The sequence below is a fragment of the Phyllobacterium ifriqiyense genome (genome assembly GCF_030817885.1).
Classification (GTDB): Bacteria; Pseudomonadota; Alphaproteobacteria; order Rhizobiales; family Rhizobiaceae; genus Phyllobacterium; species Phyllobacterium ifriqiyense.
This window is the reverse complement of sequence record NZ_JAUSZT010000003.1, coordinates 2696292-2720862: the sequence shown is the minus strand read 5'-3', so window position 1 is coordinate 2720862 and position 24571 is coordinate 2696292. Positions and strand designations below refer to the sequence as shown.

At 52.9% G+C, this 24571-nt stretch carries 23 protein-coding genes; 17 read left to right on the top strand and 6 right to left on the bottom strand.

What is annotated here, in order from left to right; genetic code table 11:
- The first annotated feature begins 2 nt into the window (after window positions 1–2).
- From QFZ34_RS20965 to QFZ34_RS20930, 7 genes are all read left to right on the top strand, one after another.
- On the top strand, window positions 3–1370 hold the full coding sequence (locus QFZ34_RS20965) for a pyruvate dehydrogenase complex dihydrolipoamide acetyltransferase (RefSeq protein WP_307285102.1): 1368 nt from the start codon (window positions 3–5) through the stop codon (window positions 1368–1370).
- 8 nt (window positions 1371–1378) lie between these two features.
- On the top strand, window positions 1379–2017 hold the full coding sequence (locus tag QFZ34_RS20960) for an SGNH/GDSL hydrolase family protein (protein WP_115053049.1): 639 nt from the start codon (window positions 1379–1381) through the stop codon (window positions 2015–2017).
- An 18-nt stretch (window positions 2018–2035) separates the two neighbouring features.
- Window positions 2036–3481 carry a dihydrolipoyl dehydrogenase gene (lpdA, locus tag QFZ34_RS20955; RefSeq protein WP_115053300.1) on the top strand — a complete coding sequence of 482 codons (1446 nt, stop codon included), beginning with the start codon at window positions 2036–2038 and terminating at the stop codon, window positions 3479–3481.
- Window positions 3482–3788: 307 nt separating this feature from the next.
- Window positions 3789–4067, top strand: coding sequence for a GlsB/YeaQ/YmgE family stress response membrane protein (locus tag QFZ34_RS20945; RefSeq protein ID WP_115053050.1), 279 nt, complete (start codon window positions 3789–3791; stop codon window positions 4065–4067).
- A gap of 9 nt (window positions 4068–4076) precedes the next feature.
- Window positions 4077–5042, top strand: a complete 966-nt coding sequence (gene lipA, locus QFZ34_RS20940) for a lipoyl synthase (RefSeq protein WP_115053051.1) — start codon at window positions 4077–4079, stop codon at window positions 5040–5042.
- A 3-nt stretch (window positions 5043–5045) separates the two neighbouring features.
- On the top strand, window positions 5046–5519 hold the full coding sequence (locus QFZ34_RS20935) for a type II toxin-antitoxin system RatA family toxin (protein WP_115053052.1): 474 nt from the start codon (window positions 5046–5048) through the stop codon (window positions 5517–5519).
- A 13-nt stretch (window positions 5520–5532) separates the two neighbouring features.
- On the top strand, window positions 5533–5961 hold the full coding sequence (locus QFZ34_RS20930) for a GNAT family N-acetyltransferase (RefSeq protein ID WP_115053302.1): 429 nt from the start codon (window positions 5533–5535) through the stop codon (window positions 5959–5961).
- On the opposite strand, the gene QFZ34_RS20925 is transcribed toward QFZ34_RS20930, so the two are convergent.
- Window positions 5948–6451, bottom strand: coding sequence for a CinA family protein (locus QFZ34_RS20925; protein WP_115053053.1), 504 nt, complete (start codon window positions 6449–6451; stop codon window positions 5948–5950). The two genes, QFZ34_RS20930 and QFZ34_RS20925, sit on opposite strands and share 14 nt — an antisense overlap.
- On the bottom strand, window positions 6448–7668 hold the full coding sequence (locus QFZ34_RS20920; RefSeq protein WP_307285089.1) for a bifunctional 2-C-methyl-D-erythritol 4-phosphate cytidylyltransferase/2-C-methyl-D-erythritol 2,4-cyclodiphosphate synthase: 1221 nt from the start codon (window positions 7666–7668) through the stop codon (window positions 6448–6450). The genes QFZ34_RS20925 and QFZ34_RS20920 overlap by 4 nt, the downstream gene beginning before the upstream one ends.
- A 174-nt stretch (window positions 7669–7842) precedes the next feature.
- On the opposite strand from QFZ34_RS20920, the gene dusB reads away from it, so the two are divergent.
- Genes dusB through ntrC form a run of 3 tightly spaced genes read left to right on the top strand, consistent with a single transcriptional unit; the run spans window position 7843 to window position 11437 of the window.
- Entirely contained in the window at window positions 7843–8835 is a 993-nt protein-coding gene (gene dusB, locus QFZ34_RS20915; RefSeq protein ID WP_307285086.1) for a tRNA dihydrouridine synthase DusB, read from the top strand.
- On the top strand, window positions 8835–9974 hold the full coding sequence (locus QFZ34_RS20910; protein WP_115053055.1) for a two-component system sensor histidine kinase NtrB: 1140 nt from the start codon (window positions 8835–8837) through the stop codon (window positions 9972–9974). The genes dusB and QFZ34_RS20910 overlap by 1 nt, the downstream gene beginning before the upstream one ends.
- A 2-nt stretch (window positions 9975–9976) precedes the next feature.
- Window positions 9977–11437, top strand: coding sequence for a nitrogen regulation protein NR(I) (gene ntrC / locus QFZ34_RS20905; RefSeq protein WP_115053056.1), 1461 nt, complete (start codon window positions 9977–9979; stop codon window positions 11435–11437).
- A gap of 35 nt (window positions 11438–11472) precedes the next feature.
- On the opposite strand, the gene QFZ34_RS20900 is transcribed toward ntrC, so the two are convergent.
- Both QFZ34_RS20900 and QFZ34_RS20895 read right to left on the bottom strand, forming a co-directional pair.
- The gene (locus QFZ34_RS20900) at window positions 11473–11982 is read right to left on the bottom strand and encodes a DUF1993 domain-containing protein (protein ID WP_115053057.1); all 510 of its coding nucleotides are present in this window, start codon (window positions 11980–11982) and stop codon (window positions 11473–11475) included.
- 134 nt (window positions 11983–12116) lie between these two features.
- A complete protein-coding gene (locus QFZ34_RS20895; protein ID WP_307285080.1) occupies window positions 12117–12905 on the bottom strand; it encodes a GGDEF domain-containing protein in 789 nt (262 codons plus the stop codon).
- A gap of 214 nt (window positions 12906–13119) precedes the next feature.
- On the opposite strand from QFZ34_RS20895, the gene QFZ34_RS20890 reads away from it, so the two are divergent.
- The 7 genes from QFZ34_RS20890 (at window position 13120) to hflX (ending at window position 21982) form a co-directional block, all read left to right on the top strand.
- Window positions 13120–15399: a sensor histidine kinase NtrY-like gene (locus QFZ34_RS20890; RefSeq protein WP_307285077.1), complete on the top strand. Its 2280-nt coding sequence runs from the start codon at window positions 13120–13122 to the stop codon at window positions 15397–15399.
- A complete protein-coding gene (gene ntrX, locus QFZ34_RS20885; protein WP_115053060.1) occupies window positions 15389–16750 on the top strand; it encodes a nitrogen assimilation response regulator NtrX in 1362 nt (453 codons plus the stop codon). The genes QFZ34_RS20890 and ntrX overlap by 11 nt, the downstream gene beginning before the upstream one ends.
- A gap of 4 nt (window positions 16751–16754) precedes the next feature.
- Window positions 16755–18131: a Trk system potassium transporter TrkA gene (trkA, locus tag QFZ34_RS20880; protein ID WP_115053061.1), complete on the top strand. Its 1377-nt coding sequence runs from the start codon at window positions 16755–16757 to the stop codon at window positions 18129–18131.
- A gap of 92 nt (window positions 18132–18223) precedes the next feature.
- Window positions 18224–19324 (top strand): lactonase family protein, encoded by a 1101-nt coding sequence (locus QFZ34_RS20875; RefSeq protein ID WP_307285069.1) that lies wholly within the window; start codon window positions 18224–18226, stop codon window positions 19322–19324.
- Window positions 19325–19335: 11 nt separating this feature from the next.
- Window positions 19336–20202, top strand: coding sequence for a D-amino-acid transaminase (locus QFZ34_RS20870; protein ID WP_307285066.1), 867 nt, complete (start codon window positions 19336–19338; stop codon window positions 20200–20202).
- Between the two features lie 121 nt (window positions 20203–20323).
- A complete protein-coding gene (gene hfq, locus QFZ34_RS20865) occupies window positions 20324–20563 on the top strand; it encodes an RNA chaperone Hfq (RefSeq protein ID WP_008129219.1) in 240 nt (79 codons plus the stop codon).
- A 6-nt stretch (window positions 20564–20569) separates the two neighbouring features.
- A complete protein-coding gene (gene hflX / locus QFZ34_RS20860) occupies window positions 20570–21982 on the top strand; it encodes a GTPase HflX (protein WP_370878822.1) in 1413 nt (470 codons plus the stop codon).
- A 1-nt stretch (window position 21983) separates the two neighbouring features.
- Here the strand turns inward: hflX and mazG are convergent, their stop codons facing one another.
- Together mazG and QFZ34_RS20850 are read right to left on the bottom strand one after the other, a co-directional pair.
- A complete protein-coding gene (gene mazG / locus QFZ34_RS20855) occupies window positions 21984–22805 on the bottom strand; it encodes a nucleoside triphosphate pyrophosphohydrolase (protein WP_115053065.1) in 822 nt (273 codons plus the stop codon).
- A 77-nt stretch (window positions 22806–22882) separates the two neighbouring features.
- Complete coding sequence (locus tag QFZ34_RS20850; protein WP_115053066.1) at window positions 22883–24553, bottom strand: ABC transporter permease; 1671 nt, start codon at window positions 24551–24553, stop codon at window positions 22883–22885.
- Between the last annotated feature and the right edge of the window lie 18 nt (window positions 24554–24571).

Here is a 24571-nt window from a genome sequence, read left to right as displayed (position 1 = left end):
ATATGCCGATCAATATCACCATGCCGGCGCTTTCTCCTACGATGGAAGAGGGCAACCTTGCCAAATGGCTCGTCAAAGAAGGCGATAAGGTTGGTCCCGGCGATGTTATTGCCGAGATCGAAACCGATAAGGCAACAATGGAAGTTGAAGCCGTTGACGAAGGTACCGTTGCCAAAATCGTCGTTCCGGCAGGCACTGAAGGCGTCAAGGTCAATGCCTTGATTGCTATTCTTGCGGCTGATGGCGAGGATGTTGGCGCTGCTGCCCAAGGCGGTGGCGATGCTGCTCCTGCCAAAGCAGAAGCAAAAGAAGAGAAGAAGGCTGAGCCAGCCGCAGAAGCCCCCAAAGCCGATGCACCCAAATCAGAACCGGCCAAGGCAGAAGCGCCAAAGCAGGAAGCACCTGCTGTTGATGCCAAGGCGGGCGATCGTCCATTTTCATCGCCGCTTGCGCGCCGCATAGCCAAGGATGCAGGGATTGATCTTGTCGCGGTTACGGGCACTGGACCGCATGGCCGCGTTATAAAGAAAGACGTTGAAGCCGCTATTGCCGGAGGCGGTGCCAAGTCGGCTGCGCCTGCCGCTGCAGCGCCAGCTACTGCTGCATCCGCGCCCAAGCCGATGTCTGATGACGCTGTGCTTAAGCTGTTTGCCGAAGGCTCTTACGAGCTTGTACCGCATGACGGCATGCGTAAAACAATCGCCAAGCGTCTTCTCGAGGCAAAATCGACGGTTCCTCACTTCTACCTAACTGTCGATTGCGAGTTGGATGCCCTTCTGGCCCTACGCCAGCAGATCAATCTTGCTGCACCAATGCGCAAGACCGACAAGGGCGATGTTCCGGTCTACAAGCTCTCGGTCAATGATTTCATCATCAAGGCGATGGCTTTGGCCTTGCGCGATGTACCGGAAGCCAATGTTTCCTGGACCGAAAGCAATATGGTCAAGCACAAGCATTCCGATGTGGGTGTGGCTGTCTCCATCCCCGGTGGATTGATCACACCAATCATCCGCAAGGCAGAAGAGAAAGCCCTATCGACCATTTCCAATGAAATGAAAGACTTGGCCAAGCGCGCGCGTGATCGCAAGCTAAAGCCCGAGGAATATCAGGGCGGCACGACAGCAGTCTCCAACCTCGGCATGTTCGGCGTGAAGGATTTTGCGGCGATCATCAACCCTCCACATGCGACCATCCTTGCCATTGGGGCAGGCGAAGAACGTGCTGTGGTGAAAAAAGGTGAGATCAAGGTTGCTACGGTAATGTCCGTTACGCTTTCAACCGATCATCGTGCGGTTGACGGGGCCCTTGGGGCAGAACTCGCTCAGGCTTTCAAGCGGCACATTGAAAACCCGATGGGCATGCTGGTCTGAGAAAAGATATGAAAACAGTCCTCTGCTATGGCGACTCACTGACCTGGGGATATATCCCGGGAGGATCGGGTCGCCATGCACTGGCTGATCGTTGGCCAAATGCGCTTCAGGCAGAGCTTGGAGCGGGCGTCAATGTCGTCGCGGACGGTTTGAACGGTCGCACGACTGCCTATGATGATCATCTGTCAGGATTTCAAAGGAATGGTGCCAAGACATTGACCACCGTTCTTGGCACCCATTTCCCTCTCGATCTGATCATTATCATGCTTGGCACAAATGATATGAAAGCATTTATCTGCGGCAATGCGCAGGGTGCAAAACGAGGCATGCAGCGGCTGATTGAGATCGTCCGCACAGCGCCATACCAGTTCAATGCCCATCCACCGCAGATACTTGTCATGTCGCCGCCCGCATTGGGCGAAACGGAAGGGCCGGAATTCCGGCTGACCTTCGAGCAGGGCATTGAGCAGTCGCGCTTGCTTGCTGCGTTTTATCGTGATGCCGCAGATATTGCCGGTTGCGCTTTCTTTGATGCCGGATCCGTTGTGAAAACGTCACCGCTTGATGGCGTACATCTTGATGCAGAAAATACCCGGGCAATCGGCAAGGCCGTTGCACCCATCGTTCGAGACATACTCGATCTTTAATTCAGGAGGATAATGGTCTTGGCCAATAATTACGACGTGATCATCATTGGTTCTGGCCCTGGCGGCTATGTGACCGCAATTCGTTCCGCGCAGCTTGGCCTTAAGACCGCTATTGTCGAGCGGGAGCATCTGGGCGGCATATGTCTCAACTGGGGCTGCATACCGACCAAAGCATTGCTGCGTTCAGCGGAGATTTTCCATTACGGCCAGCATGCCAAGGACTACGGTCTTACTATTGAAGGCAAGATTTCCGCCGATATCAAGGCTGTTGTGCAGCGTTCGCGCGGCGTCTCCGCCCGCCTGAATGCCGGCATCGGCTTCCTGATGAAGAAGAACAAGGTTGATGTGATCTGGGGCGAAGCAAAGCTTTCGAAGCCTGGTGAGATCGTCGTCACAAAGACTTCAAAGAAGCCCATGGAGCCCCAAAATCCGGTTCCGAAGAACGCGCAGGGCGAGGGCACTTATACTGCCAAGCATATTATTCTCGCCACCGGCGCGCGCCCTCGTGCACTGCCAGGTATCGAACCGGATGGCAAGTTGATCTGGACATATTTCGAAGCCATGATCCCGCCGGAAATGCCTAAGTCCCTTGTAGTCATGGGCTCGGGTGCGATTGGTATCGAATTCGCATCATTCTATCGCACCATGGGGGCGGAAGTCACAGTCGTCGAGCTTCTGCCAAATGTCATGCCTGTGGAAGACGCGGAAATATCCGCCATTGCCCGCAAGCAATTCGAAAAGCAGGGTATGAAGATCATCACGGAGGCCAAGGTAACCAAGGTTGAGAAAGCGGCCAATTCCATCACAGCCCATGTCGAAACCAAGGATGGCAAAGTTGAGAAAATTACTGCCGACCGTTTGATTTCAGCTGTGGGCGTTCAAGGCAATATCGAAAATCTTGGGCTTGAAGCGCTCGGCGTGAAGACAGATCGCGGCTGTGTGGTCATTGATGGTTATGGCAGGACCAATGTTCCGGGCATTTATGCCATTGGGGATGTGGCTGGCCCCCCCATGCTGGCGCACAAGGCCGAGCATGAGGGCGTTATCTGCGTTGAGAAGATAGCAAATGTCCCCGGGGTGCATCCAATGGAAAAAGACAAGATTCCTGGCTGCACTTACTGCCACCCGCAGGTCGCGTCTGTCGGTCTGACCGAAGCCAAGGCCAAGGAAGGCGGCCGTGAAATCCGCGTGGGCCGGTTCCAGTTTGCTGCAAATGGCAAGGCCATTGCTCTTGGTGAGGATCAGGGTTTGGTAAAGACCATCTTTGATAAGAAGACTGGCCAGCTGATCGGCGCTCATATGGTTGGTGCAGAGGTGACTGAACTGATACAGGGCTTTGTCGTTGCCATGAATCTGGAGACGACGGAAGAAGAACTCATGCATACGGTATTCCCGCATCCGACCTTGTCGGAAATGATGAAGGAAAGTGTGCTGGATGCTTATGGGCGCGTGCTTAACGCCTGATAGTTGATGCGACAGGAAAGGAACCGAAGCTGGTAGTCATCAAAGACAGCAGGCCGTGGATCAGCTTTTCATGGTTGATCCTAAAATGGTCGACCCTGATCGGCATCGTGCTGGGGTTTGTGCCTGCTGCCTTGAGTCTGGTTTCAGGCAACACCATATCAGTCAACGGTTTGGCAATTACTGGCTGGACCGGAGTTTGGATGGTAACTTTTGCCTTTGGCTTGGGCGGGTTTCTTTTCGGTGCTATATGGGCCTTGGTATTTCGCGCCATTGCCATGGCGTCTGGACGCTAAAAGGGAACGAAGAGATGGATCAGCCAGTCGGAATAATGGGTATGCCCGAAGTCGGTTTCTTCGGCATGCTGCTTATCGGCTTCCTTGCTGGCTATATTGCCGAGAAGGCGATGAGCCGCAATCATGGGCTTTTCACCAATATTCTGGTTGGCATCGCCGGTTCCTTTGTTGGCGGGACGCTGGCAGGTCTGGTGAATTTCAATTTCTATGGATTCTTTGGAAATCTGATCGTTGCGACAGTTGGCGCAATTCTCATCCTGTGGGTCTTTGGTAAAGCCAAAGCCGCAAATTAGGATATTCTAATGGTAACGGTACTCGACACCATCGATCAAAAAAGGCGCTTGCGCCATCCGGAAAAGGCTAACCGCCCGGACACGGAGCTTCTCAAGAAGCCTGATTGGATACGTGTAAAAGCGCCCGTATCGAAGGGATACTCCGAAACCCGCGATATTGTGCGTTCCCATAACCTTGTCACGGTTTGTGAAGAGGCCGGCTGTCCGAATATTGGTGAATGCTGGGATAAGAAGCACGCGACCTTCATGATCATGGGCGAGATCTGCACGCGTGCTTGTGCATTCTGTAATGTCGCAACTGGCCTGCCGAAGGCGCTGGACCCTGAAGAGCCGGAGAATGTTGGCAAAGCAGTCCTGAAAATGGGTCTGCAACACGTCGTGATTACATCTGTTGATCGTGATGATCTGGCCGATGGCGGGGCGCAGCATTTTGCCGATGTCATCCTGGCCATTCGCCGCATTTCTCCCGGCACGACCATTGAAATTCTGACCCCCGACTTCCTGCGCAAGCCCGGCGCACTGGAAATCGTTGTTGCTGCCCGTCCAGACGTCTTCAACCATAATCTTGAAACTGTGCCTTCGAATTATCTGAAGGTTCGTCCGGGTGCGCGATATTTCCATTCCATAAGGTTGTTGCAGCGCGTCAAGGAAATCGATCCCACCATCTTCACTAAATCCGGTATCATGGTTGGGTTGGGCGAAGAGCGGAACGAAGTTTTGCAACTTATGGATGATCTTCGCTCTGCGGATGTGGATTTCATGACGATTGGCCAATATCTCCAACCAACGCGCAAACATCACGCTGTGCTCAACTATGTCACGCCTGACGAGTTCAAGTCTTACGCCACTATCGCCAAGACCAAGGGCTTTCTTGTTGTTGCCTCGAGCCCGCTCACACGTTCCTCGCACCATGCGGGCGAAGATTTTGCCAGATTGAAAGCTGCGCGCGAGGCGCTGCACGCAAGCCGCGCCTGACAAATGCCGAAGTTTGACACGACCCGACCTGTCGCCCACCGCGCAGAGCAGATGTTCGACCTTGTTGCCGATGTGGAAAGCTACCCGCAGTTTTTGCCCATGTGCGAAAGCTTGAAAGTACGCTCGCGCAAAGAACGAGACGGCAAGGTGCTGCTGATTGCGGATATGACAGTCGGCTACAAGCTTATCCGTGAAACCTTCACCAGTCAGGTTTTGCTGAAGCGCGAAGAAAACATCATCGAAACCAAATATATTGATGGTCCATTCCGCTATCTCGATAATCGCTGGCAGTTCGTTCCGGATGCAAATCCTGAGCGATCGACAGTGAAATTCTATATCGATTATGAGTTCAAAAGCCGTACGCTCGGATTTCTGATGGGCTCGATGTTCGATATTGCGTTCCGGAAGTTTACCGAGGCGTTTGAAAAGCGTGCGGATGCCATTTACGGTGTCGACGGCAAATCGCCAATTGCTTGAGAAGAGTTTGCCCGTGCAGGACGAAAACACCGAATATCAGCTTTGTGTCGAAACGCCATCCGTGGATGACTATCTTCGTCTTCGAATAATCTCGGGGTTAAGTCCGAAGGGCAGGGAAGCTGCCGAAATCGGACTACCGAACACCATTCACGCCGCGATCATTCGATATCAAGGCCAAGCAGTTGGAATGGGCCGGATTGTCGGCGACAAAGGCTGTTTCTATCAGGTCGTTGATATTGCAGTCGATCCGGAGCACCAGGGCAAGGGGCTAGGCAAGATCATCGTGGAAAATCTGGTGGACTATGTGCAAAACAATGCACCGGATGGTGCCTATTGCAGTTTGATTGCCGATGGTCCCGCTAAATATCTCTACGAAAAATTTGGTTTCGAGCCGGTTACTCCCAAATCGATTGGTATGGCGCTGAGGGTCAAGCGGACTTAGTTTCAAGTGCCGAAAGTGCCATATCTAGCGCAGTATTGACCGCGGCCATGCGAATTGAGGCCCGTCCCTTATCTTCAAACAGGTGGTGTGCGGCAACGGGCTCCTGACCCTTCAGTGCCAGTCCAAACCACACAAGTCCGACCGGCTTTTCCTTCGACCCGCCGCCGGGGCCCGCAATGCCGGTGACAGAAAGCGCAATTGCTGCGCGGGAGTGGGCAAGCGCACCCGTGGCCATTGCCAACGCCACTTCCTTTGAGACAGCGCCGTATTTCTCGATCATTTCCATAGGAACGCCCAGCATGTCATGTTTGGCTTCGTTAGAGTAGGTAACGAAGCCTCTGTCGACAACATCGGAAGAGCCGCCAATATCTGTCAGCGAAGCGGCGATCAGACCGCCAGTGCAGGATTCGGCGGTAACCAGCAGGATACCCTCGCGCCGGCACGCTTCAAGCAATGCTATTGCCTTGGTTTCTGCAATAAGTGTGCTCATTCAGGTAGTCCGCCAGGATATATGACCGAGGCAGTTGCTATTGCGGCTATCCCTTCCTCGCGTCCGATAAAACCGAGTTTTTCATTTGTCGTCGCTTTTATAGAGATACGATCCGGCGTAATGCCCAGCATTTTTGCCAAAGCTGCGGTCATAGCTTCGCGGTGGGGCCCAACCTTGGGTGCCTCGCAGATTAAGGTAATATCCGCATTGGCGATCCTTCCGCCAGCCTCTTTCACAATCTTCACTGCATGTTCAACGAAGATGTGGGAAGCGGCGCCCTTCCACTGGGGATCAGAGGGCGGGAAGTGCGTCCCGATATCTCCGGCGCCACGCGTCGCCAGCAGGGCATCAGTTAGAGCATGCAGGGCGACATCGGCGTCTGAATGCCCCGAAAGCTTCCTGTCGTGCGGGATGAACACGCCAGCCAACCAGACACCGTCGCCCGGTTCGAATGCATGAACGTCATATCCATTGCCGGTGCGCACGTCCGGGAAGGAGAATTGCTTTTGCGACAGACGATCATCGGCCATTTCAATATCCTTTGCCCAGGTGAGCTTTGTATTATCAGCGGACCCTTCGACTATGCGCACGGGCAGACTGTGCCATTCGGCGATAGCGGAATCATCTGTAAAGTCAGAGCGTCCGGCGGCATAAGCTGCATTATGGGCATCAAGAATGGGCTGGTAGGGGAAAGCTTGAGGGGTTTGTGCTGCATATAGGCCTGCACGAGGAACCGTTGCACTCACCATTGCATCGGGGCCGGCAGCCTTCAATGTATCGGACACCGCCAGTACCGGCAGGACACCGATATGAGGAGTAAGATTAAAGATAACGCGCTCGAGCAAATCTGCAGCTATGAAAGGCCGCACGCCATCGTGAATGAGTACGTGATCGATTCCCGCATTGTCCAAAGCCAATAAACCAAGACGGGTTGATTCCTGTCGCGTTGGGCCGCCGGTAACAGCCTTCACTTTATCGGCGATATCGCCCAACGCCTGGGCAAACAGTGCGCCATCCTCTTTGTGAATGACCACGACAATTTGATCGATCATGGGACAGCCAAGAAAAGCTCGAACCGTATGCATCAGCACGGCTTCGCCGCCGATCCTGCGATATTGCTTGGGACCTTCGACGCTTTGGCCAGCGCGTTCGCCGCGTCCTGCTGCCACGATGACAGCAGCTACCCGCAGTTTATTGTCGTCAGTCTTGGCAGGCACAATTCTCTCCGATCAATCAATCTGCGTTACCCTTTGCCAAACCGAAAGGCTAGAGGCCTTAGTTATTAAAGGTCGAAAACTGATCAGAGAAAGGCGTGGATTGCCTTGCGAAGCAGCATGATCCTGTCTAAAGGTTAGGCTATTATAAAATTGCATACGAAACAGGCAGACGTGGTGACCGATTTAAAGCAACCATTGACCGTAGGCGGCGTCAAATTGCGCAATCGCGTATTTCTGGCGCCGATGTCCGGCGTATCGGATTTGCCGTTCCGCCAGCTTGCGTGGCAGGCTGGCGCGGGAATGGTCGTGTCCGAAATGGTCGCGAGTGCGGAGCTTTGCACGCGGGAGCGTGGAAATCTGCTGCGGCTGAAGGGCGATGGATTAGGCACCCATGTCGTGCAGATTGCTGGTCGTGAAACCAGATGGATGTCGGAGGCCGCTCGTATTGCCGAGGGTGAAGGCGCCCATATCGTGGACATCAATATGGGCTGTCCTGCAAAAAAAGTAACTGGAGGTCTGTCCGGATCTGCGCTTATGCGTGACCTTGATCACGCTTTGACGCTGATTGAGGCAACCATCAATGCCGTCAAAGTGCCCGTAACGTTGAAAATGCGTCTAGGCTGGGACGATAATAGCATCAATGCGCCGGAACTTGCATCCAGAGCGCAGCAGGCGGGTGTACAGATGATAACGGTGCATGGGCGCACACGCTGCCAGTTTTATGAAGGCAAGGCGGATTGGCGGGCGATTCATGCGGTGCGTGATGTTATCTCCATACCGCTTGTTGCCAATGGCGACGTTCTGACCCGTGATGATGCTATTGCGATCCTGAGAGATTCTGGAGCCGACGCTGTCATGGTGGGGCGGGGATCATATGGGCAACCGTGGTTGCCGGGCTGGATTGCTGGCGATAGCAGCACGACGGGCCCCGAGACGGTGGCTGACTATGCGATTGCCCATTACGAAGCAATGCTGGCTCATTATGGATCAACGACAGGTATCCGCCATGCGCGCAAACATCTTGGCTGGTATCTCGATTTGCACGGGGTTGATATCGGCCCTGCCACGCGCGGTTCCATCATGACGGAAACCAATCCACTCCTTGTGGCAAAACGTTTGCACGATGCTTTGAGCCGCCCGCAGACAGATTTGAAGAAAGTGGCTTGATGACGGTACCTGAAAATACGCTTGCAAGCATGGTTCTCAATTCACTGCGCCATCCCGTGATAATGCTGGATGAAGCGGGTTATATCTCCTACGCCAATGCGGATGCGGAAGCTTTTTTTCGTTCAAGCGCCACAATCTTGAGCCGCAATACACTTGATATGCTGCTGCCCTTTGGCAGCCCTCTATTGGCTCTTGTTAAACAGGTGCGCGAGAGCCCATCGCCGGTAAATGAATATCGCGTGGATGTCTCATCACCGCGCCTTGGCCAAGACCGGATCGTCGATCTTTACGTGACGCCGGTGAGCGAGTCTCCGGGGTCCATCGTTATCCTGTTCAAGGAACGTTCCATGGCGGAAAAGCTTGACCGCCAGATGACGCATAGGGGCGCTGCGCGTTCGGTTACGGGCCTTGCCTCGATGCTCGCACATGAGATCAAGAATCCTCTTTCAGGCATACGCGGTGCAGCCCAGCTGCTGGAAACCGGTCTTAATGACGATGACAGAGCTTTGACGCGGCTGATAACCGACGAAACTGATCGTATCGTATCGCTTGTAGATCGCATGGAAGTGTTTTCGGATGAGCGACCGATTGAACGGGAAGCAGTCAATATCCACGTGGTTCTGGATCACGTCAAAGCTATCGCCAGAAACGGTTTCGCCAGCCACATAAAGTTTCATGAGGATTATGATCCCTCGCTGCCCTATGTTTTCGCCAATCGCGATCAACTTGTGCAGATATTTCTCAATCTCGTAAAAAATGCAGCCGAATCCATAGGCGCAAACGAGCCCGGTGAAATCACACTCTCCACGGCATTTCGCCCCGGAATCAGGCTGTCGGTACCGGGGATGCGCAACCGCGTTTCGCTCCCGCTTGAATTTTGCGTTTCCGACACCGGCGCTGGCGTTTCACCCGATATCATGCCGCATTTGTTTGATCCGTTTGTTACGACAAAACCCAACGGTTCTGGCCTTGGGCTTGCACTTGTAGCGAAGATCGTTGGTGACCATGGCGGTGTCATTGAATGCGATTCATTTCCCCGCAAGACAACATTCCGGATTTTGATGCCTGCTTGGCAAAACGGTCCGCTTGACGATGACCACGCAGATGACAATCCATACCCCACTAAGACAGGATTCTGATAATGAGTTTGGGTAGCATTCTCGTAGCCGATGACGATGCGGCAATCAGAACGGTTCTCAATCAGGCGCTTTCGCGTGCCGGTTATGATGTTCGCATAACGTCGAATGCCGCAACGTTGTGGCGCTGGATCTCGGCAGGTGACGGCGATCTCGTGATTACCGATGTGATCATGCCGGACGAAAATGCCTTCGATCTTTTGCCGCGCATAAAGAAATCCCGTCCGGATCTGCCGGTTATCGTTATGAGTGCGCAAAACACGTTCATGACAGCTATTCGCGCCTCGGAAGCCGGTGCTTATGAGTATTTGCCAAAACCGTTTGATCTGACCGAATTTGTCAGCATTGTTGGCCGCGCTTTGGCTGAGCCGAAAAAGAAGCTCGACAAACGACCTGTAGATGAGCAACCCGATACAATGCCGCTGGTGGGTCGTTCTCCCGCCATGCAGGACATTTACCGCGTGCTTGCCCGTATGATGCAGACTGACCTGACGGTCATGATTTCCGGTGAATCCGGTACGGGCAAGGAATTGGTGGCTCGTGCGTTGCATGAATATGGTCGGCGACGTAAAGGGCCCTTCGTTGCAATTAATATGGCGGCAATTCCTCGTGATCTGATTGAATCAGAATTGTTCGGGCATGAGCGCGGAGCCTTTACCGGAGCGCAGAACCGCTCAAGCGGGCGTTTCGAACAAGCCGATGGTGGAACACTTTTTCTCGACGAGATTGGCGATATGCCAATGGAGGCCCAGACGCGCCTGCTACGTGTCCTGCAGCAGGGCGAGTACATGACCGTCGGTGGACGAACACCGATCAAGACGGATGTCCGTATAGTTGCGGCAAGCAATAAGGATCTTCGCACCCTCATCAATCAGGGGTTGTTTCGCGAAGATTTGTACTACCGCCTTAACGTGGTGCCGCTGCGTTTGCCGCCGCTGCGTGAACGCGGGGAGGACATTCCTGATCTGGTCCGGCATTTCTTCAAAATGGCGGTCAAGGATGGTCTTCCGGAAAAACGCATTACCGGCGCCGGTTTGGATCTCATGCGCCGCTATCCCTGGGCGGGAAATGTGCGTGAACTCGAAAACCTCGTTCGGCGCTTGGCAGCGCTCTATCCGCAAGAAGAAATCAATGCGGATGTCATTGAAGTTGAACTGAAGGCGGATTTGCGCCCCGCAGAGCCATCATCGAATGGCTTGGCGAATGAAGACATTACCATTGCTCAAGCAGTGGAATTGAATATGCAGCGGTACTTTCTGTCCTACGGAGACGACCTGCCGCCAGCGGGACTTTACCAGCGCGTACTGGAAGAGGTTGAGTACCCGCTTATCTTGTCGTGTCTGACTGCCACTCACGGCAATCAGATCAAGGCCGCCGAGCTTTTGGGGTTGAATCGCAATACGTTGCGCAAGAAAATTCGCGAATTGGGTGTCAATATCTACAAGAACAATAAAAGCGACCGCTAAGGGCGGCCGCGTAAACGGCCACCCGAATATTTCTCTCAGGCAATCGGTCCGAGATAGTCGAGCTTGCCAACTGAAACGCCATTATGGCGCAGAATGTTCTGCGCGGTTGTGACGTGAAAATAGAAGTTGGGCAAAACGAACTTGGTGATGTAATCATCGCCGCTCAGCGTTGTCTTCAATTTGCCGAAGCTCAACGTGACTTCTTTTGAAGAAGCGTCACGAAACGCGCTTTCATCCACGCTTTTCAGAAAATCCACTGTTTTTGCAACGCGCTCCTGCAACTCTGCAAACGTCTTCTCTTCGTCGGGCATTTTAGGTGGTTCGATAGAGGTAAGGCGGCCAATAACACCTTTTGAGGTATCGCTTACCCGCTGTACCTGACCGGAAAATGGCAGCATGTCCGGTGCAAGCCGCGCATTGATAAGTACGTCTGGGCTTATTTTCTTCTCAGTCGAAAACGCTTCTGCCTTATCAATCAGCGATGAAACAATGGAAAGCCCGCGTAACAGAGCGGGTATTGAAATAGCGTAGGTTGAATTGGACATGGGTGTCTTTCTTGGAAGGTCGTTGCAACTGCATGGATGCCAACTTCACGCGCAGCTGGCTGAGTGGCAGATACGCCTCAGCTTTGTTTTTTCAAGGCCAGCGCCAAAGATTGCCGCCATTCAGACGTATCTGCCTACACTGTTTGGCGCTTTGGCTGATATATTTCTATGTATTCGCTGTTTGCGTGAACGATCCGGTTTCGCCCTTGATTTTTGGCGGCGTAGAGGCACTTGTCAGCTGCCACAAGCGCTTCTTCCAAAGGCTGGCCCGGCTCGTGAATGGCAATACCGACACTCACGGTGACGTTCAGTTCAGAAATGCGCAAGTAAGTGGGGATTTCCCGCATACCCATAAGAATTTTGTGTGACAGCCAATCAGCTTTGCCAATGTCGGCATTGGTGAGAAAAAGAGCAAATTCTTCGCCGCCGAACCGTGCGGCAAAATCCCATTCGCCAATAACTGAGCGCAGCAAGATACCGATTTCCTGTAAAACGCTATCACCGACTGCATGTCCATAACGATCATTGATTGATTTGAAATGGTCGGCATCAATGTAGAGGATTGCGCCTGCACTTTTCGCTGGGTCGCACAACGTAATTTGCCTTTGCGCTTGGAGATAAAATTCATTCCTGTTTGACAGTCCCGTCAAATCATCTCTGCGCGATGCAAGATCAAGCAGCGATGCGGTCTGTTTCAGGCGATAGTTCAAGCCAACCAGAAATGAACCAAGTGGAGCACTAACAATTATGACGATGGCCGTTGTCACGATCAGAACATTGTTAATTTGGCCCAGATCAACCAAGGCAAAGAACGCCACAGCCAGGACATTTGCCGCGATAGTCGCCATTAAGACCATTATGACGACCTGTCGATAAGGCGACATATTGCCAAATTTGGTCATCCAGAAGTCGTAGGTCGTCATTGCACCCACCGCGAAGTTGATACACTTAATTACAACCGTGATTTGTGAAGAAGCTATGCGTAAAACGCCGTAAATTTTAATAGTTGGCTGAATTGTTGATGTTTCATGTCGACTATTGCAAATGGTTGTGCATTTCACACAACCCAAACGATAAAGCGTTGCATTTCCGCCACAATGTGTTGCATGAGTGCCACTTGGTTGGGGTCACATAGCAATGCTCTTGTCAAACTCGGTCAACACATTGAATGGTTCTGTATCCGGCGCTAGGGGCGGCGTTACGCAGAGGTTCTTTTCACGTCTGGGTATTGCAACAGTAATACTGGCGTTGCTGACCACAGGCGTAACATTCCTTATTCTGACCGGGGTTACACCGATCCATCCGGATAGCGATGTAACTTTGCTGCTGACCAGCATCAATGCGGTTTTAATCGTCGCGCTCATTTTGTTGATTGGCCGCGAAATTTACCGTGTTGTTCAGGCGAGGCATCGGGGAAAGGCGGCATCCCGTCTTCACGTGCGTCTCGTTGTGCTTTTTTCGCTCGTGGCTGCCGTGCCGGCAATGATCGTGGCAATTGTCGCCTCCATCACCCTGGATATGGGGCTTGATCGGTGGTTCGAAATGCGAACCTCGACGATTGTAAAATCGTCGATCAGCCTGGCGGAAGCTTATATTCAGGAAAGCGCACGGAATCTGCAGTCCACGAGCCTCGAAATGGTCGATGACCTGGACACGCAACGCACATTGTTCGATCTGGACCGCAGCGGTTTCGTCCGGCTGATGACACAGCAGGCACTCGGGCGGAACATGATTGCGGCGTCGATAATCCGTACTGACGGAAGCACGGTGGTGCGCGCTGATATTCAAACGACAACACCGATACCGACAGTTGCAAAGTCAGTTCTTGAAACTGCCTCTGACGGAAAACCTGTGCTTATTCCGCCAGATCAGACCAATCTGTTGAGTGCCGTCATCAAACTGCGTGAGATCCCCGGCGTATTTCTCTATGCGATACGGCCGGTCGATCCGGATATTCTCAATACCAGTCGGGCGATGGAGAAAAAGACCGCTGACGCTGCAATCGCCGCCGACGGCAATGGCATCACAACACAGATTCTCTTTGCGATGCTGTACTTCGGATTGACGCTTACTCTGCTTCTCTCTGCAATTTGGACCGGCATTGCGGTAGCGGATCGTCTCGTTCGCCCAATACGCTTGCTCATCGGTGCAGCCGATAATGTTGCGACTGGCAATCTGAATGTTTCTGTTCCTGTTCACCGCTCTGACGGTGATGTCGGGTCATTGTCCCAGACGTTCAATACAATGGTCCGTCAATTGGGCAGCCAGCGCAAAGACCTTGTTTCGGCGAAAGATCAGATCGACGAGCGGCGCCGCTTTTCAGAGGCTGTGCTATCAGGCGTTACCGCTGGCGTTATCAGCGTCAATGCTGATGGCGCGATCGGCATTTTAAATCGCTCTGCTGAAACCATGCTGGCACTCGATCCGATTGCCTCGCGTGGTAAAAACCTGTCCGCTCTTGTTCCGGAAATCGGTCTGGTATTTGAAGTGGCGCATGCCACCGGACGATCCGTCTATCGTGAACAGGTAACCATGTCGCGTCGTGGCAGCGCCCGGACATTTAACGTTCAGATTACCGTGGAAGATGCTGAATCCATAGAACACTCCTATGTTGTGACCGTCGATGACATAACGGATCTGGTTGAAGCGCAACGCTCATCTGCCTGGGCCGATGTGGCGCGGCGCATTGCGCATGAAATCAAGAATCCGCTTACGCCCATTCAGCTATCGGCAGAACGCTTGCGCCGCCGTTTTGGCAAGGTGATCACTGAAGACCGGGAAGTTTTCGACCAATGCACCGAAACCATTATCCGGCAGGTCGGCGATATTGGTCGCATGGTTGACGAGTTTTCGTCGTTTGCGCGCATGCCCAAGCCGGAGATTAAGGCGATGGATTTGCGTGAAGCGCTTCGTGAAGCTTCGTTCCTCGTGGAAGTAAGCCGCAGCGATATCCGTTTTGAACGAGATTTCGGTACCGTGCCGTTAATTGGTCAGTTTGACAGCCGTCTTTTGGGGCAAGCCTTTGGCAATGTTATCAAGAACGCCGCTGAAGCGGTGGAGGCGGTTGTCAAGGAAGGGCATGTTGACGGCCATATCCTCATCAGATCACGCGCGCAGGAGGGTTCGATCGTTGTTGAAGTTCTCGACAGCGGCAAAGGATTGCCGCGCGAGCATCGTCAACGTCTGCTCGAACCCTATATGACGACACGCGAAAAAGGGACTGGCCTTGGCCTTGCTATCGTCAAGAAGATCGTTGAGGACCACGCCGGACACATAGAACTACACGATGCGCCGGACGATTTTTACGGGGGGCGAGGCGCAATGATCCGCATGATTTTTCCAATGAACCAATCTGCTTCCGCAGATTCAGAAAATCCCGATAAAACGGCAAAACAGGTGAATTCAAATGGCATCTGACATTCTTGTAGTCGACGACGAAGTCGATATCCGCGAGCTTGTTGCAGGCATACTGAGCGACGAAGGTTATGATACGCGCGTGGCATCGGACGCCGACAGCGCTCTGGCTGCCATAGATGAACGAATTCCGCGTCTCATATTCCTTGATATCTGGATGCAGGGTAGCCGTCTTGACGGTCTGGCCCTGCTTGATGAGATCAAGCTGCGTCATCCGGAAATTCCCGTTGTCATGATTTCGGGTCACGGAAACATCGAAACAGCTGTCTCGGCAATCCGCCGGGGTGCCTATGATTTCATTGAAAAACCATTCAAGGCTGACAGGCTTATCCTGATTGCCGAGCGCGCGCTTGAAACCTCCAAGCTTCGCCGCGAAGTCTCCGACCTGCGCAAGCGTTCGTCGGAGAGCTTCGAGCTTTTAGGCTCTTCGCTATCGATGAATCATTTGCGGCAAACAATTGAGCGCGTGGCGCCAACCAACAGCCGAATCATGATTACCGGTCCATCAGGCGCCGGTAAGGAACTGACGGCCAGGGCAATTCATGCCTTGTCCAGCCGGTCGAAGGGTCCATTCGTCAATCTGAATGCTGCGACCATCACGCCTGAACGTATGGAGGTTGAACTTTTCGGTACGGAATCCGATGGCGGAGAACGCAAGGTTGGTGCGTTGGAGGAGGCACATGGTGGCATTCTTTATCTCAATGAGATCGCTGATATGCCGCGTGAAACGCAAAACAAGATTCTGCGCGTTCTCGTCGATCAGCAATTTGAGCGTGTGGGCGGTACCAAGCGGATCAAGGTTGATGTGCGGATCATCTCGTCGACGGCGCAAAATCTTGAGGCGATGATCGCAGAGGGCCGTTTCCGCGAGGATCTGTTTCACCGGCTTGCAGTTGTTCCGGTTATTGTTCCGCCGCTTGCGGACCGCCGCGATGATATTCCCGCTCTGGTAGACTTTTTCATGGCACAGATCGCTGATCAGGCTGGTATCAAGCCACGCAAGATCGGCCCCGATGCGATGGCGGTTTTGCAATCGCATTCCTGGCCGGGCAATATTCGGCAGTTGCGCAACAATGTTGAGCGATTGATCATCCTTGCTCGCGGCGATGATCCTGACGCTGTTATCACCGCAGATCTGCTTCCAGCAGAAATTGGCGATACTTTGCCCAAGGCCCCTACAGAGTCTGACCAGCATATTATGGCTTTGCCCCTGCGTGAGGCGCGTGAGCGTTTTGAGAAGGAATATCTGATCGCGCAAATCAACCGATTTGGCGGAAACATCTCGCGTACGGCGGAATTCGTTGGTATGGAACGTTCGGCACTGCACCGGAAGTTGAAGTCCCTCGGGGTATAGCAAAATGCGAGTAATTATCTGCGGGGCGGGCCAGGTAGGTTATGGCATAGCTGAACGGCTTGCCGCCGAAGATAATGATATTTCCGTCATCGATACGTCTGCTGAACTCATTGAGGTTATTCGCGATACGCTGGACGTACGCGGCTTCGTTGGACATGGCGCTCATCCGGATGTTTTGGCGGCGGCAGGCGCTGATCAGGCGGATATGATTATTGCCGCGACGCTTTATGACGAAGTAAATATAGTTGCGTGTGAGGTCGCGCACGCGTTGTTCAATGTGCCTACCAAGATTGCGCGTATCCGCGCGCAGGCCTATCTTCAATCGCACTATCAGGATCTATTCTCACGCGATCACATGCCCATCGACGTGATCATTTCGCCGGAATTGGAAGTGGGCGAGATGGTGTTGCGGCGCATCGCGCTTCCCGGTGTTAGCGATGTCGTTCGGTTTGCCGATGAGAATGTAGCGGTATTGGCCATCGAATGCCTTGAGGACTGCCCGGTCATCAACACGCCCTTGTTTCAGCTTACCGATCTTTTCCCCGATCTGGTTGCGACAGTCATGGCAATTGTGCGTAATGACAAGCTGTTCATACCTCACTCGACAGACCAGATGTTTAGCGGCGATATCGCTTATGTCGCTTCCATTAAATCGCAGATCCATCGAACATTAGCTTTATTTGGCCATGAAGAACCTGAGGCGACCCGCATTGTCATTGCTGGCGGCGGCAATATCGGCCTTCATGTTGCGCAGACTATCGAAGCGAAGCAGCCAAAGACCAAGGTCAAGCTGATAGAGCCAAATCTCAAACGCGCCAACACGATTGCGGACGAGCTTCGCCGGTCCCTGGTTCTGCACGGCAGTGCGCTGGATCAGAAACTTCTCTACGAAGCCGAGATACAGGATGCCGACCTGATGGTCAGCCTGACGAATGACGATCAGGTCAACATGCTTGCAGGTGTTATGGCAAAGCGCATGGGCTGCAAGTCCAATCTCGTGCTGATCAACAATCCTGACTATCTCGACCTCAGCAAATCACTTGGCATCGATGCGCATATCAGCCCGCGCAGCGTCACGATTTCCCGCGTGTTGCAGCATGTCCGTCGAGGCCGAATTCGCGCTGTTCATAGCGTGCAGAAAGGGCAGGCGGAAATCATTGAAGCGGAAGCGTTGGAAACCTCGCCGATGGTTGGTGCTCCTTTGCGCGAGCTTGATTTGCCGGCTGGCTTGCGGATAGGCGCAATCTATCGCAATGGTGAAGTTATCAAGCCCGATGGTAACGTTCGCATAAAACCAAAAGACAGAGTGGTGCTTTTTGCCACGGCGGAGACAGTCAAGCAGGTTGAGCAGATGTTCCGGGTCAGTCTCGAGTTCTTCTAGCGTAGTTGAGCTGAATAAAAACAAAGAGTTGCATTGTAGACCTGCATTCAAGAAATCCTCCATCTCACAGCTTCCAATCCATGAGTATGACAATGCCCAAAACATTTGCTTTCGTCGGAAACCTGAATCGCAATGCTTTGCCCGGTCAGGGCAAGGGCATCAGTGTGTATCAGTTCGATACCGAAACCGGCGATCTCGCGCTTGCGAGTGAGTATCTGGCAATCGATAATCCTGGTTATCTGGCAATAGATGAGCAGCGCAAGCGTCTCTATGCAGCAGTTGAAATTCCAGAGTGGAATGAAAATCTCGTAGCCGCGTTCGACGTTGATCCGGAAAACGGAGCGCTGTCCTACATCAACATGCAGTCCACACTCGGGAATACCACGTGCCATCTGGGCTTTGATCAGACGGGTGAGAAGATTTTCGCATCCAATTACACCGTGGCTCCGTTGGGAGAGCGTCCGGGCAATGCAATTGTTGCCTTCTCCATTCGCAATGATGGCGCTATTGACCCTGCCTTTGCAGCCGCTTGCCATGAAGGTCCAAATGCCATTCTGCCGACCAAGAAAAGACAGCATGGTCATTGTGCGGTGGCCAGTCCGGATAATAGGACATTATTTGTCTGTGATCTTGGGCTGGATCAGATCCTTGCTTATGAAATACCCAAGCACGGCGAAAAGCTGAAACTCGCCGCAACGCCTTTTACCCAGTTTCCTGAAGGTGCCGGGCCGCGCCATTTAGCATTTCATCCCAATGGCAAAATTGCCTACGTTATCAATGAATTAAACTGCACTATTTCTGTTTTAGATTATGACGCTGAAAAAGCCAGCCTGACAATATTGCAGACTTTGCCAACAATTCCTGACGATTTCACCGAAACAAATACATGCGCGGAGATTGCTGTCAGTGCCGATGGTCGTTTCCTTTACGGATCAAACCGTGGCCACCACAGCATTGTGACTTATTCAATCGAGGATTCCGGAAAGATTTCACTGATCGGATGGACGCCATCGCAAGGTATTGGCCCGCGCAATTTCATTATCGATCCTTCCGGAAAATTCATGCTGGTGTCGAACCAGAAGGGCGGCGGTATTGCAGTGTTCAGACGCGATATCGAGACGGGAGCGTTGGAAGACACAGGCAAGCGTGTTGATTTGCCGACACCCATGCGTATCGTCTTCGGCACGTTTTAAGGAGCCTCAGAATGTCCCGAATTGCCTATGTAAACGGACAATATGTGCAGCATTCAGATGCCGGGGTGCATATTGAGGATCGCGGCTACCAATTCGCTGATGGCGTCTACGAGGTATGCGAGATTGCCCGCGATAACATTATGGATATGACGCGGCACCTAGACCGGCTTGGTCGTTCATTGTCAGAACTGAAGATCGCCTGGCCGATGGAGCGCAAGGCATTGCAGCTCATCATCAGGGAAGTGGTGCGACGGAACAAGGTTCACAATGGTCTTGTTTATTTGCAGGTCACACGGGGCGTTGCCCGCCGCGACCATGTGTTCCCGTCAGCGGATACGCCGCCCTCGCTCGTCATTACTGCCAAGCGCACCAGCCCGGCGGCATCCGCAGCACGTGCTGCAAAGGGCATCAAGGTAATCACAGTTCCCGAAAACAGATGGGAGCGGGTGGATATCAAATCGGTGGGACTGCTGCCAAACGTGCTTGCCCGCCAGCAAGCCAAAGAGCAGGGGGCTCAGGAAGCCTGGTTTGTGGATCCGGATGGGACCGTTAAGGAAGGCGCTGCTACCAATGCATGGATTGTCACAAAGGACGGCGTTCTTATTACGCGGTCAGCGGAAACCGGTATTTTGCGCGGCATTACCCGAACGACAATCTTTGATGTGGCTAAAAAGCTTGGTTTGAAAATTGAAGAACGGGGATTTTCAGTAGACGAAGCAAAAAATGCAAAAGAGGCTTTCATCAGCGCCGCAACCACTGTAATTATGCCCGTTGTTGACATCGATGGCGTTGTGGTCGCAAACGGGCACCCCGGTACTATAACACTTTCGTTACGCGAAGCGTTTTTTGAGATTGCGGAAAAAACGCCATCCTGTTAACCCGTGAGTGAGGGGACTTTACAAACGCTGTTTTCCACCTCCTGTTGGAGCAGGGTTACCTGTTTCCACTGCAGAATTTTGCACGAGACACATTTGCTGATCGCATAAAAGGATAAAAACAATGGCTGAACGATCGCAGAATCTTCAAGACCTTTTTCTGAACTCCGTCAGAAAACAGAAGATTTCTCTGACAATCTTCCTGATAAATGGTGTAAAACTGACCGGTATTGTTACTTCGTTTGACAATTTCTGCGTGCTTTTGCGCCGTGACGGCCATTCGCAGCTTGTTTACAAGCATGCCATTTCGACCATCATGCCAAGTCAGCCTGTGCAGATGTTCGAAGTTGAAGAAAGTGACTAACCGCATTTGACCAAAGAAAATACGCGTAACGCAGACAAAAAGGGCGGAATTGCCGAGGATGGCGATACCGCCCGCGAAGCTACTCGCGCGCTCGTCATAGTTCCAGTGTTGCCGCATCGCTTTGCAGATGGTGGCAAGCAGGAAGATCACAAAACACCTGCCTATTATCGCGAGTTTCAACGCAGCGATGAGGCGCGTCTGGAGGAGGCCAAAGGTCTCGCCCGCGCCATTGATCTGGATATTGTCCATTCCGATATCGTACAGGTTTCCGCGCCCCGACCAGCAACGCTGCTCGGTTCAGGCAAAGTCGACATGATCGCTGAGATCATTGAAGAAACGCATGCCGAACTGGTCATTGTCGATCACGCACTGACACCCGTACAGCAGCGCAATCTTGAAAAAGCGTGGAATGCCAAGGTTCTTGATAGAACTGGACTTATTCTGGAGATTTTCGGTCGTCGTGCCCAAACAAAAGAAGGCACGTTGCAGGTCGAACTGGCGCATCTGACCTACCAGAAGGGCCGGTTGGTTCGAAGCTGGACTCACCTTGAGCGGCAAAGGGGCGGCGGCGGATTTCTGGGCGGTCCGGGTGAAACACAGATTGAGTCTGACAGACGCGCACTGCAGGAAAAAATTCTGCGTATCAAGCGCGAGCTGGAAACAGTTGTCCGCACACGCGCCTTGCACCGTAGCAAGCGCCGCAAGGTTCCGCATCCCATCGTTGCGCTCGTAGGCTATACCAATGCCGGTAAATCCACGCTTTTCAATCGCATGACCGGCGCCGGCGTGGTCGCGGAAGACATGCTTTTCGCCACGCTTGATCCAACCTTGCGGCGAATCCGCTTGGAACATGGCGAAATGGTTATCCTGTCTGATACGGTGGGATTCATATCAAACCTGCCGACGCATCTTGTTGCGGCATTCCGGGCGACACTTGAAGAAGTTATCGAGGCAGATCTGATCTTGCACATACGCGATATTTCCGATCCGGATACCGCTGCGCAGGCCGAAGATGTCCATGCCATCATGGCCGATCTTGGTATTGAGCGAGGCGATACGAAGCGCATTATCGAAGTCTGGAACAAGATTGACCTACTGGATGAGCCGGGCAGGGAATCTGCGCAAAGGCTTAGTGCCGCTGCCACAGGCAACGAACACCCAATTCCTGTTTCGGCGATCACGGGAGAGGGCGTAGACACCCTTCTGGCTGAAATTGAAAATCGCATCGCCGGAAAGCTCGCTCATGTGAAGCTTACATTAAAGCCCGAGCAAATGGGCCTCATTGACTGGATTTACCAGCATTCCAGCAATCTGAAGCGCAAAGATCAGGATGATGGCTCGGTTCTACTGACTATGGATATGACGGTGGCTTCAAATGCCGTTTTACAAGAGAAACTGCTGACCAAAAACAAAGCCTAATTCACTTCTTGGTCTTTGCTTCGCTCCAGAGTGCCTCCATTTCGTCCAGTGTAGCATCTTCAAGGGATTGTTGGCGTTCTGTCAGCTTGCGCTCAATATAATGAAAGCGTGTGCGGAATTTCTCGTTGGTCCCGCGCAATGCGCTTTCCGGTTCCAGTTTCAAATGTCGACCAAGATTGACCATGGCGAACAGCAAGTCGCCATATTCCTCTTCGGTCTTTTGCTGGTCGCCAATGCTTATTTCATGTCTCAACTCGGCGATTTCTTCTTCAATCTTGTCAAGAATGGGAAGGGCTTCCGACCAGTCGAAGCCCACTTTGGCGGCTTTTTGCTGTAATTTCAGGGCCCGCATCAGCGATGGAAAGCCCTGAGGAATATCGTCAAGAAATCCACTCGGCTCGGCAGTTTCAAGCTGCAATGCCGCCCGTCGCTCGCGCCGTTCTGCCTTCTCTTCAGCCTTGATCTTGTCCCACATGCCCTTGGCCATGCCTGCGCCACGGGCATTTTCGTCGCCAAAAACATGCGGATGGCGCCGTATCATCTTGTGCGTGATGGCTTGCACCACATCGCCAAAATCAAAAGCCTTCATTTCCTCCGCCATTCGAGCGTGAAATACGACCTGAAGCAACAGGTCGCCCAGCTCCTCGCGCAAATCATCAATGTCATTGCGTTCGATGGCATCAATGACTTCAAACGCTTCTTCAAGCGTATACGGGGCGATTGACTTGAAATCCTGCTCGATATCCCATGGACAGCCGGTAACAGGCGTGCGCAAAGCGGCCATGATGTCGAGGAGACGTGTAATTTCGCGCGATGGTTTCATTGCACGACCATAAGCGAGGTCACTCCTTACAGCCATCTCACATGCAAAGACCGGGTCAATTGTCCACAACAAGCGGATCAGGCTCTACGCCCGATTTTCGACAATAGAATGACTGGCAATATGCCTATGACAACAATAGCAAGCGCCGCGATGGATGCTTCTTCATAAGTGCCACGTGCAGCTTCACCGTAAAGGTGCGTTGCAAAGGTTTCAAAGTTAAGCGGTCGTAGCAGCAATGTGGCTGGTAGTTCTTTTACGCAATCCACAAAAACGAGAAGGGCGGCCGCAGTCAACGCCGCTTTTGACAAAGGTAAATGGACATGCCGGAACGTACCGCTGGCACTTTGACCGAGCGTGCGCGAAGCGTGGTCGAATGAAAGCGGTATCCGCGTCAGCCCGGCGTCCATGCCGCCCGCCGATATGGCGAGGAAACGGGTAGCGTAGGCATAAATCAGCGCTGCACCTGATCCCATAAAAAGCAGACCGGTCGAAACGCCGAACCAGGCTATGGCATTTCTGTTTATGAACTGGTCCAGCCCCGCCAGCAGAATAAGGACACCAATGGCAATAACAGTGCCGGGTGCGGCATAACCGATAGTCGCCAGCCTGAAAAACCAGGCGGAAGCTGGTCCTGGCCGCAGACGGGCAACATAGGCAAGCAAGACGCCAAGCCCCACGGTGACTATTGTCGCTGTAAAAGCAAAAACGACAGTGTTGGCCGCCTCAATAAGAAATCGGGGCGAAAGCCCGGCAAATTGGAAACGGCGCCAAGCTTCGGTTGCAAGATATATGGCCGGGAAAACAAATCCTATGAGAACTGGAATGGACCCGATGCAGAAAAATATCAGCCCTTGCCGCGAGGTTACTTTTAGCGGCTCGGAAATGCGGCTTCTCTGCGCGCTGATGGAGTAGCGTTGTTCGCGTCTTGCCCAACGCTCCATTGCCACCAGTGCAACGACGATGAAAAGCAGCGAAAGCGCGATCTGCGAAGCGCCCGGCAAATCGGCGCGCGTTATCCATGTTGTATAGATCGAGACCGTAAGTGTGCGGATGCCCAGGAATTCAGAGGCACCGATATCATTTAACGCTTCCATGAGTGCCAGACTGACACCAACTGCTATGGCGGGACGGGCGAGGGGCAGGGCCACCCGCCAGAATATGTGACGTCGCGAAACACCAAGCGTACGGGCGGCCTCGATCAAACTGGACGACTGCATCAGGAAAAGTGCCCGTGTTGGAATATATACGTAAGGGTACAGGACGAAACCGAGCAGGATGATGCAGCCCGTCATGTTGCGTATATCCGGAAGGCGGAACTCACGCGGGCTGGAATAGCCGAAGAGCCAGCGTATCGCACCTTGCACAACGCCTATCGGGTGAAGAATATCCAGATAGGCGTAGGCGATAATATATGTTGGTACTGCCAGCGGCAGGATGAGCGCCCATTCGAGGATGCGCCTGCCCGGAAAATCATAGGCAGTGACGAGCCAGGCGGCTCCTGTGCCCAAGATTGCGACGAGCAGTCCCACGCCGCAAAGCAAAATAAGCGTATCGGCGAGTGCTGTGGGTAGGGTGGTCACAAGCAGATGAGACCATAATCCGGCTGAGCCTTGAATAGCCTGTAGCGCCAGTGCAAAAACAGGCAGGAGAACCAGAACAGCTATAATTGCTGCCGAGACGATCCATCCCGATCCGCTACGGCTGTGCCGCCGGTTTGTTGTTAACGGGGTGGTCAAACGCGCATCCATTCAAGGTAAGGACGAGCG